Consider the following 14,230-nt stretch of genomic DNA (forward strand, 5'->3'; position numbering starts at 1 on the left):
CGCGGGCGCGCGCCTCAGCCGTGCAGCCGCCGGTAGGCGGCGACGGCGCCGGGGTGCAGCGGCACCTGGGTGCCGATCAGGCTGCGCAGGTCCAGGTACTGGGTGCCCAGCGCCTCGGGCGGCAGCAGCCGCGCCGCCTCGCTCACCAGGACCCGCACGATCGCGTCGGCCACGTCGTCGGGCAGCGACGGCGAGCACACCAGCAGGTTGGCCACCCCCACGGTCGGGGTCTCCCCCGGCAGGCCGTAGGTGCCGGCCGGGACCGACACCTCCTCGTAGACGGCGCCGTGCAGTGCGCGCAGCCGCGGCAGCAGGGCGGCCAGCGGGAGCAGCCGCACCCGCTGCCGCTCGGCGATGCGGTCCAGCGCGGGGGTGGGGATGCCGCCCGACCACAGCAGGCCGTCGATGCCGCCGGCGCGCAGCTGCTCGCCGGCGGCGGCCAGCGGCAGCCTGCGCACGGTGAGGGCGTCCTCGGTGAGGCCGGCGACCCGCAGCAGCCGCTCCCCCACCACGGTGACGCCCGCGCCCGGGGCGCCCAGGGACAGGGTGCCGCCGCGCAGGTCGGCCAGTTCCTCGGCGCGGTGGTCGGCGGGCACGACGAGCTGGGTGTAGTTCTGGTAGACGCGGCCGAGGGCGGCCAGCGGCACGGCGCCGCCGACCAGGGCGGCGTCCTGGCGGGCCAGTTTGGCCACATCGGTGAGGACGAGCGCGAGGTCCACCTCGCCGCCGCGCAGCAGCTCCAGGTTGGCCAGGCTGCCCTGGGTGGGGACGGCGACGGCGTGCAGCTGCGGTTCGACGGCGTTGACGCGGGCGGCGAACATGTCGGCGAAGGTCAGGTAGAAGCCGCCGGGTTCGCCGGCGGCGATGGCCAGTTCCCGCCGGGCCCCCTGGTAGCTGCCGGAGGCGCAGCCCACCGCGCCGAGCAGGGCGGCCGCGCCGGCCAGCCCGGCCAGGGCGCGTGCCGCGGTGCGGCGGCTGATCGGCCGGGCGCTCCGCCGGGCGGTCACGGCGTGGGCTGCCGGACGCCGCGCGCGGTGGCGGCCTGGGCGCGGGCCCTGGGCAGCGGGGCGGGGCCGCTCATCGGCACCGCGATGCGCACGGACAGGCCGTGCGGGTCGACGCGGCGCAGTTCGAAGCGGCCCTTGCGCGCGACGACGAGGCGTTCGGCGATGGTCAGCCCCAGCCCGCTGCCGGGGGCGTGCCCGCGGGTGGACCGCCAGAAGCGGCGGGTGGCCAGCGGCAGTTCGGCGGCGGGCAGTCCTGGGCCGTCGTCGGTGACCTGGAGGTAGGCCTCGGGGCCGTCGGCGCGGACCTCGGTGCGCACGGTGGCGCCCGCCCCGGCGTGCTTCACGGCGTTGTCGATGACGATGTCGAGGACCTGGGCGAACTCCGACTCGGCCATCCGGATGGGGACGGGTTCGCCGTCGTCGGCGCTGGGCGAGGCGAGGTGCACGCCGCCGGCGTCGGCGATGTCGCGCCAGGCGTCGAGCCGCTCGGGCAGCACCACGGCGACGTCGCAGACCTCGTCGCCGGCCTCGGGCAGCGCCGGCTCGCCGGCGGCGGCCTCGCGGGGGGCGGCCAGGCTGGTGGCCTTGGAGTCGGCGAGGGCGAGTTTGAGCAGCCCGTCCATCAGGTGCTCCAGCCGCTCCACCTCGCGCAGCACCGCCTGGTAGGAGCGGTCGCGCTCGGGGGGCACCCAGCCGCCCATGGCGTCGATGCGCAGCCGCAGCGCGGCCATCGGGTTGCGCAGCTGGTGGGAGGCGTCGGCGACGAGCTGGGCCTGGGTGGCGGCGGCCTCGGCGAGCGAGCGCGACATCCGGTTGAACGAGGACACGACGTCGCGCAGTTCGGGGGGGCCGCTGGTGTCGGGCACCTCGGCGCCGGACCGGCCCTCGGCCAGGGCGCGCACGCCGCGCTCCAGATTGGCCAGCGGCCGCAGCACCCAGCGGGTGACGTAGCCGCACAGCAGCGCGCAGACCCCCATCGCGACGACGGCGCCGGTGAGCACCATGGCGTGTTTGACCGCGACGTCGGCGGCGGCCTGGTCCACCGAGGCGCGCATCACGATGGCGCCCGAGACCCCGATGCCGGTGCCGAAGGGCCGGGCGAGCAGCACGTCCTCGCTGCTCCAGGGCCAGATGGAGGGGATGTAGGAGGTGGTGCCGCCGCGCAGCGCGACGTCGATGAGGTGCGGGACCTCGTCCTGGCCGGCGTCGATGTCGCCGGCCGAGGCGACCAGGTTGCGATCGGAGTCCACCACCAGCACGTCCTCACCGTACAGGGCGTGGAAGCTGAGCAGTTCGCTCTGCAGCCGCATCGGGCTGCCGGATTCGTCGGCGTACTTGGCGAGCATGGCGAACCAGGCGAGGTCGGCGGTGCGCGACAGCTCCAGGCCCTTGGTGCGCTCGTCGGAGAGCGCGGTGAGCAGCGGCACCGCGAAGCAGGCCACGGCGACGACGGAGAAGGCGAGCAGCACTCCGAGCAGGCGACGGCGCATCACTTCTCCCCGAGCCGGTAGCCGAAGCCGCGGATGGTGTGGAACAGGCCGGGCCGGCCGGTCTTCTGGCGCAGCTGCGCCATGTGCACGTCCAGGGAGCGCGAGCCGCCGACGTAGGCGGTGCCCCAGACCTCGTCCAGGACCTGCTCGCGGGAGACGGCGGCGCCCTGGCGGGAGGCGAGGGAGACGAGCACGTCGAACTCCTTGCCGGTGAGTTCCACCCGGGTGCCGCCGACGAACACCCGGCGGGTGGCCAGTTCGATCCGCACGTCGGACACGCGCAGCTCCGAGGGCGGGGCGCTGACGCGGGCGGCGGCGCGGCGCGCCACCGCGTCGATGCGCGCCAGCATCTCGCCCGATCTGATCGGTTTGGTGAGGTAGTCGTCGGCGCCCAGCCGCAGGCCGCGGATGACCGACCGCTCGTCGCTGCGGGCGGTGAGCACCAGGATCGGCATGTCGGTGACCCGGCGCAGTTTGCGCAGCACGTCGAGGCCGTCCAGGTCGGGCAGGCCGAGGTCGAGCAGCACGAGTTCGCCGCTGCGGTGCCGGATGAGGGCGTCGGCGCCGAAGCGCAGCCGCAGCACCGTGTGCCCGTTGGCCTCCAGGAACTCCCCGATGGCGGCGGAGACGCCGTCGTCGTCTTCTACCAGCAGGATTCGCACGGCACCTTCAATCCTCGCGCCTCCTCGCACCGCCGCCGGCCCGCAGGGCCGGGGCGGTCCGCCCCACCGCCGGCCGGGGCGCGGCCGGCGGGGGCGGCCGTCGCCGAACGGCCGGCCCCCGCCGGACGTCCCCCGTGACCACGCTCGCCGCCCACACCCGAAACTACCGCGAAAGCCGCGGATCCCGCCTGTCCGAGGAGCATCCGGATGCGCGCTCGGGCGCCCGGTGGCCAGGGCCGGACGCCGGGAGGCCGACCGGGGGCGGCGCGGCGAGGGGACGACACGGCTGAACCGGTCCACATCCGGCCGCGCGGTGCGGGAGAATCGGCGCGACCGCGGCTCGCTCCGGCAGGCGTGAAAGCCGCCGGGCGCGGGTACGAGCGGTCCGTCATGATCCCCGGCACGCGGCGCGCGGGCAGGCGCGCGGACAAGGAGGTACACCGGTGGAAGTGTGGCCTGGTGAGCCGTACCCTCTCGGAGCCACCTGGGACGGCGCCGGTACCAACTTCTCCGTGTTCTCCGAGGCGGCCGAGGCGGTCCAGCTGTGCCTGTTCGACGCCGACGGCACCGAGCGCCGGGTGGAGCTGACCGAGGTCGACGGGTTCGTCCGGCACGCCTACCTGCCGCAGGTCTCCCCCGGCCAGCGCTACGGCTACCGGGTGCACGGCCCCTACGATCCGGCGCGGGGGCTGCGGTGCAATCCGGCCAAGCTGCTGGTCGACCCCTACACCAAGGCGGTCGAGGGGCCGGTGCGCTGGCACGAGTCGCTGTTCTCCTACCGGTTCACCGACCCTTCGCAGCTCAACATCGACGACAGCGCGCCGTACACCCCCAAGTGCGTGGTGGTGAACCCGTTCTTCGACTGGGGCGACGACCGCCCGCCGCGGGTCCCCTACCACGAGACGGTGATCTACGAGGCGCACGTGCGGGGGCTCACCGTGGCGCACCCGGGCATCCCGGAGGCGCTGCGCGGCACCTACGCCGGGATCGCCCACCCGGCGATGATCGAGTACCTCACCTCGCTGGGCGTCACCGCGCTGGAGCTGATGCCGGTGCACGAGTCGGTGCCCGAGCACGCCCTGGTGGCGCGGGGGCTGACGAACTACTGGGGGTACAACACGCTGGGCTTCCTGGCGCCGCACCACGCCTACGCCGCCAGTGGCACCGGCGGGCAGCAGGTGCTGGAGTTCAAGGCGATGGTCAAGGAGCTGCACGCCGCCGGGATCGAGGTGATCCTGGACGTGGTCTACAACCACACGGCCGAGGGCGACCACATGGGGCCGACCCTGAGTCTGCGCGGCATCGACAACGCGTCCTACTACCGGGTGCGCGACGACGACCGGCGCTACTACCTGGACTACACCGGCTGCGGCAACAGCCTGAACGTGCGCCACCCGCACGCTTTGCAGCTGATCATGGACTCGCTGCGCTACTGGGTGCTGGACATGCACGTCGACGGCTTCCGCTTCGACCTCGCCTCGGCGCTGGCGCGGGAGTTCCACGATGTGGACCGGCTGTCGACCTTCTTCGACATCGTGCAGCAGGATCCGGTGATCTCGCAGGTGAAGCTGATCGCCGAGCCGTGGGACGTGGGCCCGGGCGGCTACCAGGTGGGGAACTTCCCGCCGCTGTGGACGGAGTGGAACGGCAAGTACCGCGACACCGTGCGCGACTTCTGGCGGGGCGAGCCGGTGCTGCCGGAGCTGGCCTCGCGGCTGGCCGGCTCCTCGGACCTGTACCAGGACGACGGGCGCCGCCCGGTGGCGTCCATCAACTTCGTCACCTGCCACGACGGTTTCACCCTGGCCGACCTGGTGTCCTACGGGTCCAAGCACAACGAGGCCAATGGCGAGGGCAACCGCGACGGCACCGACGACAACCGCTCGTGGAACCACGGCGTGGAGGGGCCCACCGACGATCCGGGCATCACCGAGCTGCGGGCCCGCCAGGTCCGCAACCTGCTGGCGACGCTGTTCCTGTCGCAGGGCGTGCCGATGCTCTCCCACGGCGACGAGATCGGCCGCACCCAGCAGGGCAACAACAACGCCTACTGCCAGGACAACGCCACGGCCTGGGTGGACTGGGAGCGGGCGGCGCTGCCGGAGAACCAGGAGCTGCTGGAGTTCGTCCGGGGGCTGGCCGCGCTGCGCCGCGCCCACCCGGTGTTCCGGCGCCGCCGCTTCTTCCTGGGCGCCGCCCCGCACGACGAGCGGCTGCGCGACATCGCCTGGCTGAGCCCGCGCGGCACGGAGCTGGACGACGGCGACTGGGCGGACGGCCACCGCTCGCTGGTGGTGTTCCTGAACGGGTCGGCGATCACCGAGCCGGACCCGCGGGGCGAGCCGGTCACCGACGACTCCTTCCTGCTGCTGCTCAACGCCGCCCCCGGCAAGGTGGAGTTCAAACTGCCGGGCACCGCCTACGGCGAGAGCTGGGAGGTGGTGCTGGACACCGAGCGGCCCGATGTGGCGGGGCGGGCGGCGCTGCGGGCCGGGCGCCGGCTGGTGGTGTGCGGCAACGCGCTGGTGCTGCTGCGGCGCAGGCGCTGAGGGCCGCCCGCGCCGGTCCGGCGGCGGGGCGGCGTCGCGTCCGCGCCGGGCCGCTGCGACACTGGGGTGCCATGCGACAGCTGTTCCCCGTCCTGCCCGACCCGGCCGCCGACGTGGACCCGGTCGACGCCTACGCCTACCGGCTGCCGCCCGGCGGCCGCCCGTGGCTGCGCGCCAACATGGTCTCCAGCGTCGACGGCTCCGCCAGCTGGCGGGGCCGCACCGCCGACCTGTCCGACGAGGCCGACCGGCGGATGCTCGCGCTGCTGCGGGCGCTGTCGGACGTGGTGCTGGTGGGTGCGGGCACCGCGCGGGTGGAGCGCTACGGCCCGGCCCACGTCCGCGAGGAGTTCCGGCCGCTGCGGGCGGGGCGCTCGGAGCGGCCGCCGATCGCGGTGGTCACCCACCGGCTGAACATGGACCTGTCCGGCCCGCTGTTCGCGCCGGCGCCGCCGGAGTGCCGCACGATCGTGATCACCACCGGGCTGGCCGATCCCGAGGTGCTGGCCGAGGCGGAGCGGCGGGCGGAGGTGATCGTGGCCGGGGAGCGGCGGGTGGACCCGCACTTCGCCGTGGCGGAGCTGGCCAGGCGCGGCCACCGCAGACTGCTGTGCGAGGGCGGCCCGACCCTGCTGGCGCAGCTCGTGCAGGCGGACCTGCTGGACGAGCTGTGCCTGACGCTGACGCCGGTGCTGTGCGCGGGCGATGCGCCGCGGGTTCTGGACGGGCCTGCGCTGGAACGGCCGCGTACGCTGAGCACGGCCCGGCTGCTGCACAGCGGCGACACCTACTTCTTTCAGTACACGCGCGACTCCGGACGGTGACGTCCGCTGGTCGGCGGCCGTGCCGGCGAAAGCTCGGCGCGCTGCTTGTCCACTGTTTTTTCGGCCACATTGGGCCAGGGGCGGTGGGCGTGCCTCAGCGCTCAGGGGACACGAATCGCCTATGGGGACGGTGATTTCGGTCATTTGCGGTCAACCATGCGATTGGGCAGGTCGGACCCTGCGCACGCGAGGTGTGTTCCGCAGTGACCTACCCCCGCTATAACGGATGTTGACCACAAATGCGGTCTTTCTCTGCAGAAGTGGGTGGTCAGAGAGCGTTCGGCTGAGGCCGGCCCGTTCTCCCGGGGGAGTCGCGCCGCGCGGACCGGTCCGCGCAGGCGGCGACGGGAGCGCCGGCCGCGGCCTCGGCCCGACGTTCGCAACACGCAGGGCGAGAGGATGAACTAGTGCCCACGTCCGATGGCGGCTCAATCCCGGTCTACCGGCAAATCGCCGACGATCTGCGTCATGCCATTGTCTCCGACGCGCTCGAGGACGGCGCTCGGCTGCCGGGCGAGAACGACCTCATGGAGCAGTACGGAGTGGCCAGGGCGACCGCGCGCCAGGCGCTCTCCCAGCTGATCAACGAGGGCATCGCCACCGCCGTGCGCGGCTCGGGCGTGTACGTGCGCAAGTTCCGGCCGCTGCGCCGCCACGGCCAGCACCGCCTCTCCCGCGAGCTGTGGGGGGTGGGCCGGGCCATCTGGGAGGCCGACTCCGACGACCGCGGCTACACCCTGGACCAGGTCAGCGTGGCGACGGAGGCCGCGCCCGAGTACGTCGCGCGGGTGCTGGGCCTGGCCGCCGACGCGCCGGTGTGCGTGCGCCGCCGCCGCTACCTGGTCGAGGACCGCCCGGTGCAGCTGGCCACGTCCTTCCTGCCGGCCGAGCTGGTCGGCGACTCCCCGATCACGGCCGCCGACACCGGCCCGGGCGGCATCTACGCGCGCCTGGCCGAGCTGGGCTCGGAGCCGGCGCACTTCACCGAGGAGATCCGCAGCCGGATGCCGGCGCCCGAGGAGATGAAGGCGCTGAAGCTGGGCCCGGGCACCCCGGTGGTGGTCATCGTGCGCACCGCGCTGACGGCGGCGCACCGGCCGGTGGAGCTGAACGAGATGGTGCTGGACAGCTCCGCCTACGTGCTGCAGTACGACTTCGACGCCTGAGCGGGGGCGGCGAGGGGTCCGGGGGTCAGCTGCGCGGGGGGTCTGCGCGCCGGTGCTCCGGTGCCCGCCGCGCGCCCGGGGGGCGGCGGGATGCGAAGACGACCGCGCCCAGCGCCAGCACGGCGCCGCCCACCCCGGCGCCGGCCGGCAGCGGGAAGTCGCCGTCGGCGGACGCCGCCAGGGGCAGGGCGATCTCGGAGATCTCGCGGCCCAGCAGCAGCGCGGCGGCCAGTCCGGCGAGGCCGACCAGCAGCAGGACGCCGGCCAGGGCCCGGTCCGACAGGGGGCGGGGGCGGACCAGCGCCCGCCGCATCCGGCGGGTGCGTGCTTTGAGTTCGGTATCCAGCCGGTCGGCGGCGCGCTCGTAGCGGTCCCGCGTCCACAGCCGGACGTAGTGCGTCCAGGTGATCCGTAGCGGTTGGCGGTGCTGCAGTGCCATAGTCGATTCCCCGGGTCCGTCGGCAGCGGCCCTCGCCGCAATCCGGACCTGCACCACCAGACCGGGACGGCCAGGACATGACCGTTAGTAACATGGCTAAAGCACCGGGTACCCGATTCGGTCGCGAACGAACGCATGCCGGACACTGCCGGAGGTTTCGCCGCAGCTCCGGCCGCGTGGATTGGGTAGCGTCATGGCTATGAACGACGCCGAGCAGGCAGTGGCCGCCGGGGCGGGAGCCCCCGAGGGCGGCAGGGTGGTCCGCACCGAGGCGGAGTGGGCCGAGCGGCTCACTCCCGAGGAGTTCGCGGTGCTGCGGCGGGCCGGCACCGAGCCCGCCTGGAGCGGCGAGTACGTCGACACCAAGACCACCGGGGTGTACCGGTGCCGGGCCTGCGGCGCGGAGCTGTTCCGCTCGCAGACCAAGTTCGACTCCCGCTGCGGCTGGCCGAGCTTCTACGAGCCGGCCCGGTCGGAGGCGGTCACACTGATCGAGGACCGGTCGATGGGCATGGTGCGCACCGAGGTCCGCTGCGCGCGCTGCGACTCCCACCTGGGCCACGTCTTCCACGGCGAGGGCTTCCCCACCCCCACCGACGACCGCTACTGCATGAACTCGGTCGCGCTCAGCCTGGAGCCGGACGGCTCCGGCGGCCCGGCCTAGCCCCGCGACTTCGCCCCCCGCGCGGGCCCGCCACGGGTCCGCGCGCCCCGCCTCCCCCGGCGGGCGTCCCCCTCATCCGGAAAGCCGGCCTCGAAGAACGCGACCATGACCGACGTACTCGCCTCTCCCCCTGTCGCCGCCGGATCCCGCCGCCGAGCCCGCCGCCCGCGCGGCCGCCCGCCGGCGGGTCCGCCGCCGTGGCTGCTCGCCGCCGGCCTGGGCCTGGTCGGCCTGACCGGACTGGCCGGGTGCCGCCGCGACCGCCGCTGGGCGTGGGCCGCGCTGCCCGCGCTGGCGGCCGCCGCCGTACTGGGCTGGACCGGGCGCGAGCCGCGGCGGCCGGTGGGCAGCGGCCGGCTGCTGGCGCCCGCCGACGGCGTCGTGCAGGGGGTGCGGGCCGACCCCGACGGGCGCACCCGGGTGGCGACCTTCGTCGGGCCGCTCCAGGTCCCGCTGAGCCGGGCGCCGATCGCGGGCGTGGTCAGCTCGGTGCGGCGGGTGCGCGGCGGCGCGGGCGCCGCCTTCGGCTCGGCCGGCGAGCGCAACGAGCGGGTGGTGTGGCATCTGGACACCGAGCTGGGCGATGTGGAGGTGGTGCAGATCGCCGGAGCGACCGGCCGCCGGATCGCCACCTTCCTAGGCGCGGGCGACAAGGTGGAGGGCGGCACCCGGATCGGGCGGGCCAGGGCGGGCTCGCGCGTCGACGTCTACCTGCCGCCCGGGGTCACCCCGGCGGTGCGGGTGGGCATGCGGGTGCGGGCCGGGCAGACGCGGCTGGACCGCGACTGAGAACGGGCGTCCGGCCGGCGGCCGGACGCCCGGGTGAGGCGCGTGAGGCGGCGCCTAGCGGCCGTCGCCGCTCTCGGCGTGGCTGCGCGGCTCGGCCGCGTCCGGGCCGCCGGCGTCGCAGCCGGCGCGGCGCCCGCGGTACAGGCTGATGCTGCGGCTGATGACGAACCACAGCACCAGCAGCGCCACGATGCCGAGCACGGCGTTGCTGAGCAGGTCGGCGTAGGGGGCGACGATGTGCCACTGGGTGCCGAGCCCGAAGCCCAGGCCGATCCAGATGCTGTTCCACACCGTGCTGCCGATGGCGGTGTAGAGGGTGAAGCGCCACAGCGGCATCCGCTCGATGCCGGCCGGGATGGACACCAGGCTGCGCACGATCGGCACGCAGCGGCCGAACAGGACCGCGATGCCGCCGTACTTGGCGAAGAAGCGCTCGGCCTTCTCGAAGTCCTCGACGTTGACCAGCGGCATCTTCTCGAACAGCCAGCGGGTGCGCTTGGGGCCCAGGGCGGCGCCCACGCCGTAGAGCACCCAGGCGCCGACGAGCGCCCCCATGGTGGCGGCGAGCACCACCAGGAAGAAGTTCATCCGGCCCTGCTGGGAGAGCATGCCGGCCAGCGGCAGCACCGCCTCGCTGGGGATCGGCGGGAAGATGTTCTCGGCGAACAGGACGATGCCCACGCCGATCTCCCCGAGGGCGTCCATGACGTCGAAGATCCATCCGGCCACACCGGACAGGTCCTCGGTGCTCTGGGGCGCCGGCTCCGCGGCCGGCAGGGGGAGGGCGACGGACATATCTGCGCAATCCTCGTGGTCGTCGGTGGGAGGGGGCGGCGGTCGCGCTCGCGGCGGACGCCGTCCCCCGATACTGGCACACCGTCCGGCCGCACGTGACCGGACCGCAGGGCTCAGGGCAGCAGGTCCACCAGTTCGGCCAGCTCGCGGCGGCGCCCGGTGTAGAAGGGCACCTCCTCGCGCACGTAGAGCCGGGCGCGGGAGCCGCGCAGGTGGCGCATCAGGTCGACGATGCGGTGCAGTTCGTCGGCCTCGAAGGCCAGCATCCACTCGTAGTCGCCCAGGGCGAAGCTGGAGACGGTGTTGGCGCGCACGTCGGGGTAGCCGCGCGCCATCCGGCCGTGCTCGGCCAGCATGGCGCGGCGCTCGGAGTCCTCCAGCAGGTACCAGTCGTAGGAGCGCACGAACGGGTACACGCACACGTAGCCGCGCGGCTCCTCCCCGGCCAGGAAGGCCGGGATGTGGCCCTTGTTGAACTCCGCGGGGCGGTGCAGCGCCATGGCCGACCACACCGGGCGGGTGCGCCGCCCCAGCGCGGTGCGGCGGAAGCGGGCGTAGACGTCCTGCAGCGCCTCGGGGGTGGGCGCCACCCACCACATCATCAGGTCGGCGTCGGCGCGCAGGCCCTGCACGTCGTAGGCGCCGCGGGTGGTGACCTCGCCGCCTTCGCGGGCGGCGTCGAGCACGGCGGCGGCCTCGGCGGCGAGCTCCTTGCGGGCGCCGCCGTCGGCGGGCAGCGGTTCGGCCACCGAGAAGACCGACCACATGGTGTAGCGGATCAGCTGGTTGAGGTCGCGGGCCTTCGGGCGGGCGGCCTGCTGCGACGGGCCTTCGGCCGGGTTCTCGCTGGCGGTGCTCACGGGGTCCCCCTTGCTCCTTGCTTGCTGCTTGCTCGGACGGTGTCAGCGGCCGGTGCGGCCGCGGGCGGCGGCGAGCCGCCCGTGGATCTGCTCGGCGGCGGCGCGGGCGGTGCCGAGGACGGCGGGCACGCCCAGGCCCGCGTAGGCGGCGCCGCAGACCGCCAGCGCGGGCAGTTCGGCGGCGGCCGCCCGCACCCCGGCGACGCGGTCGAGGTGCCCGACGGTGTACTGGGGCAGTGCGCCGCCCCAGCGGCTCACCCGGGTCTCCAGCGGCAGTTCGCGGACGCCGACGGCGGCGGCGAGGTCGTGCATGGCCAGCGCGACCAGTTCCTCGTCGGGGCGCTGCAGCAGCCGCTCCTCGCCGATGCGGCCCAGTGAGCAGCGGACCAGCACGGTTCCGCCCAGCTGCTCGGCGAGCGCGGGCCACTTGGCGGTGCTGAAGGTGGCGGCCTTGATGGAGCGCCCGTCGACGGCCGGGACCAGGAAGCCGCTGCCGGGCAGCGGCTCGGGGAAGGCGGAGGGCCGGTAGGCGAGGGTGACGACGGCGACGCTGGCGTACTCGATCTCGCCGAGCAGCCGGGCGGCGCGGGCGCTGTGCGGGCGGAGCAGCCGGGCGGCCGGGGCGGCGGGGACGGCGAGCACGACGGCGTCGGCGTCGGTGTGCTCGGGGCGGTGGGCGGAGCCGACGGTGAGCCGCCACCCGCCGGGGGTGCGGGCCAGTTCGCGGACCATGGCCGAGGTGCGGACCCGGGCGCCGGAGGCGTCGGCGAGGGCGTCGGCGAGCCGGGCGACGCCGCCGCGCAGCGACACGAACACCGGCCCGCCGGCCGTGGGCGCCGCGGCGCGCAGTTCGGCGACGGCGCCCAGCAGGGAGCGGTGGGTGCGGGCGGCGGTGTGGATCTGCGGCAGGGTGGCGGCCAGTGATAGCCGGTCGGCGCGCCCGGCGTAGACGCCGCCGAGCATCGGCTCGACCAGCCGGTCCACCACCTCGGCGCCGAGCCGCCCGCCGACGTAGGCGGCGACGGGCACGTCGGCGTCGACCGGGGTGGCGGGCAGGGTCAGGTCGAGCCCGGCGCGGGCCAGCCCGGCCGTGCTGAGCACCCCGCTGCGGGCGAGTTCGGCGAGGTCGCCGGGGACGCCCATGACGTGGCCGCCGGGCAGTGGGCGGACCGCGTCCCTGGTCCACACGTGCGCGCTGGTGGTGCCGGGCCGCACCGTCTCGCCGGTCAGCCCGAGTTCGTCGATCAGCTCCACCGCCTCGGGCCGGCGGGCCAGCAGCGCCTCGGCGCCCTCGTCCACCTCGACCCCGGCCACCGGCGAGCGCTTCAGCGCGCCGCCGGTGCGCGGCCCCCCCTCCAGCACGGTCACCCTCGGCACGGGCCCCCCGCCCGCACCGGGCCGCCGCAGGTAGTAGGCGGCGGCCAGCCCGGCGACCCCGCCGCCCACCACCACGACGTGCGGGGCGGCCGCGGGGCCGGTGGTGGTGGCGTCATCCACAGGCCCGCCCCCCGCAGCGTCCGTTCGTCCACAAGCGGCGGTGCGCACTGGCTCCGGCGCACGGCGGCGCGGGAGAATGGTTATGGGGCCGCCCCCCTGGGGGGGAGGGGGATGTCGGCTGGGGGTGGGCCGGGCGAGGGCGCGGCTGCGCCCCGGTGTCCCCGCGGTGGGCGGGCTGGCGGCGGTTCACGCCTCCACCTTGGCAGACCTCGGCGCGGGTCGTGCACCGGGCCGGGAAACGCGGGCTTGGCGGGGCCGTCGGGTCTCGGGGCCCGGGAGGGGCGGCGGGCGGGGCGGCATCGTGTTCGAACCGAGACACGGGCGGGGCAACGTTGCGGGCGGGCCGGCGCATCGGTAGGGGCATGACGCAGATTCCCAACAACCCGGGCGCGAGAACGCCGCCCGTGCGCAACGCCGCCCCGCGGCGCGTTCCGGTGACCGCTGTGGCGGCCGTGCTGGCCGCGGCGCTACTGGCCGGATGCTCCGCGCCGGGCTCCGACAGCGCCTCAGGCGGCAGCGGCGGCGCGGTCGACCGGGCCGCCCCCGAGGCGGCCGTGGAGAACGAGGGGCAGGCCGCGGCGCCCGAGGCGGCGCAGGACTCCGACTCCGGCGGCGGGTCCGCCGAGCAGGTCGACGTGGTCGACCCCGAGCACATCGTGTACACGTCGACGGTCCGGGTGGAGGGCGCGGACGTCCGCCAGCTGAGCGTGCAGGCGCGCGGCATCGTGGCGGCGGTCGACGGCTTCGTGTCGGCCGAGACCACCGAGACCGCGCCGGACCGGCCCGCCTACGCCGACCTCAGCTTCGAGGTGCCGGTCGCCGACTACGCCGCGGTGCTGGAGCAGCTCAGCGGCCTGGGCACCCCGCTCGGCCTGGAGCAGACGGCCGAGGACGTCACCGACGAGGTCGTGGACGTCGAGAGCCGGGTGGCCTCCCAGCAGGCGTCGGTGGAGCGGATCCGCGAACTGCTGGCGGACGCCTCGACGCTGGAGGAGGTGATCCGGCTGGAGAGCGAGCTGAGCAGCCGCGAGGCCGACCTGGAGTCGCTGCAGGCGCGCCAGCGCAGCCTGCGGGACCGCACCTCGACCGGCACGATCCACCTGCACATCAGCGAGCCCGGCGCCGTGGAGGAGGAGCCCGAGGACCCGTCGGGCCTGCTGGGCGGGCTCGCCTCGGGCTGGCGGGCCTTCCTGTTCGGCGCCGACGTGCTGCTGACGGTGGTCGGCTTCCTGCTGCCGTTCCTGGTGCTGGCCGCCCTGGTGGGCGTGCCGGGCTGGCTGGGCTGGCGGCGGGTGCGCGAGGCGCGGGGGCGGCGGGAGCGGCCCGCGGTCGCCGCCGGGGCGTCCAGGCCGGCGGCGGAGACCACCAGGCCGGCTGATCCGGCGGAGTGACGGTGCGGGTGGCCGAGCCGGTCGATCCGCCCGGCTCGGCCCGCCCGTCCCGCCTTCGGCGGGCTCGTCGGCGCCCTACCGGACCGTGCCGGTGCCG

At 75.3% G+C, this 14,230-nt stretch carries 13 protein-coding genes; 6 read left to right on the top strand and 7 right to left on the bottom strand.

Annotated elements, in window-relative coordinates; all coding sequences use genetic code 11:
- Positions 1-14: 14 nt before the first annotated feature.
- From CLV72_RS28340 to CLV72_RS28350, 3 genes are read right to left on the bottom strand one after another with little or no spacing between them, the layout of a single operon-like run.
- Positions 15-1,007, bottom strand: a complete 993-nt coding sequence (locus CLV72_RS28340; RefSeq protein WP_211303150.1) for a TAXI family TRAP transporter solute-binding subunit — start codon at positions 1,005-1,007, stop codon at positions 15-17.
- Positions 1,004-2,497, bottom strand: a complete 1,494-nt coding sequence (locus CLV72_RS28345; RefSeq protein WP_106252572.1) for a sensor histidine kinase — start codon at positions 2,495-2,497, stop codon at positions 1,004-1,006. Before CLV72_RS28345 ends, CLV72_RS28340 begins: the two co-directional genes overlap by 4 nt.
- Positions 2,497-3,159, bottom strand: coding sequence for a response regulator transcription factor (locus CLV72_RS28350; protein WP_106252574.1), 663 nt, complete (start codon positions 3,157-3,159; stop codon positions 2,497-2,499). Before CLV72_RS28350 ends, CLV72_RS28345 begins: the two co-directional genes overlap by 1 nt.
- 443 nt (positions 3,160-3,602) lie before the next feature.
- Here CLV72_RS28350 and glgX point away from each other — a divergent pair, with 443 nt between their 5' ends.
- The 3 genes from glgX (at position 3,603) to CLV72_RS28365 (ending at position 7,698) form a co-directional block, all read left to right on the top strand.
- On the top strand, positions 3,603-5,708 hold the full coding sequence (gene glgX, locus CLV72_RS28355) for a glycogen debranching protein GlgX (protein WP_106252576.1): 2,106 nt from the start codon (positions 3,603-3,605) through the stop codon (positions 5,706-5,708).
- Positions 5,709-5,779: 71 nt separating this feature from the next.
- Positions 5,780-6,532, top strand: a complete 753-nt coding sequence (locus CLV72_RS28360) for a pyrimidine reductase family protein (protein WP_211303151.1) — start codon at positions 5,780-5,782, stop codon at positions 6,530-6,532.
- Between the two features lie 407 nt (positions 6,533-6,939).
- Positions 6,940-7,698, top strand: coding sequence for a GntR family transcriptional regulator (locus CLV72_RS28365; protein WP_106252578.1), 759 nt, complete (start codon positions 6,940-6,942; stop codon positions 7,696-7,698).
- Between the two features lie 25 nt (positions 7,699-7,723).
- Here the strand turns inward: CLV72_RS28365 and CLV72_RS28370 are convergent, their stop codons facing one another.
- Complete coding sequence (locus CLV72_RS28370) at positions 7,724-8,137, bottom strand: hypothetical protein (RefSeq protein ID WP_106252580.1); 414 nt, start codon at positions 8,135-8,137, stop codon at positions 7,724-7,726.
- A 199-nt stretch (positions 8,138-8,336) separates the two neighbouring features.
- Between CLV72_RS28370 and msrB the strand changes: the two genes are divergently transcribed.
- Together msrB and CLV72_RS28380 are read left to right on the top strand one after the other, a co-directional pair.
- Entirely contained in the window at positions 8,337-8,801 is a 465-nt protein-coding gene (msrB, locus tag CLV72_RS28375) for a peptide-methionine (R)-S-oxide reductase MsrB (RefSeq protein WP_106252582.1), read from the top strand.
- 105 nt (positions 8,802-8,906) lie between these two features.
- On the top strand, positions 8,907-9,590 hold the full coding sequence (locus CLV72_RS28380; RefSeq protein WP_106252584.1) for a phosphatidylserine decarboxylase: 684 nt from the start codon (positions 8,907-8,909) through the stop codon (positions 9,588-9,590).
- Positions 9,591-9,644: 54 nt separating this feature from the next.
- Here CLV72_RS28380 and CLV72_RS28385 read toward each other — a convergent pair whose 3' ends face one another.
- The 3 genes from CLV72_RS28385 to hemG form a co-directional block, all read right to left on the bottom strand.
- Positions 9,645-10,385, bottom strand: a complete 741-nt coding sequence (locus CLV72_RS28385) for a DedA family protein (protein ID WP_106252586.1) — start codon at positions 10,383-10,385, stop codon at positions 9,645-9,647.
- A 113-nt stretch (positions 10,386-10,498) separates the two neighbouring features.
- Complete coding sequence (gene hemQ / locus CLV72_RS28390) at positions 10,499-11,152, bottom strand: hydrogen peroxide-dependent heme synthase (RefSeq protein WP_106253016.1); 654 nt, start codon at positions 11,150-11,152, stop codon at positions 10,499-10,501.
- 135 nt (positions 11,153-11,287) lie between these two features.
- The gene (gene hemG, locus CLV72_RS28395; protein ID WP_245930494.1) at positions 11,288-12,742 is read right to left on the bottom strand and encodes a protoporphyrinogen oxidase; all 1,455 of its coding nucleotides are present in this window, start codon (positions 12,740-12,742) and stop codon (positions 11,288-11,290) included.
- Between the two features lie 434 nt (positions 12,743-13,176).
- Between hemG and CLV72_RS28400 the strand changes: the two genes are divergently transcribed.
- On the top strand, positions 13,177-14,133 hold the full coding sequence (locus CLV72_RS28400) for a DUF4349 domain-containing protein (protein ID WP_170141154.1): 957 nt from the start codon (positions 13,177-13,179) through the stop codon (positions 14,131-14,133).
- The last annotated feature ends 97 nt before the right edge of the window (positions 14,134-14,230 follow it).

Origin of the sequence: Allonocardiopsis opalescens (genome assembly GCF_003002095.1) — a bacterium.
Taxonomy (GTDB): domain Bacteria; phylum Actinomycetota; class Actinomycetes; order Streptosporangiales; family Streptosporangiaceae; genus Allonocardiopsis; species Allonocardiopsis opalescens.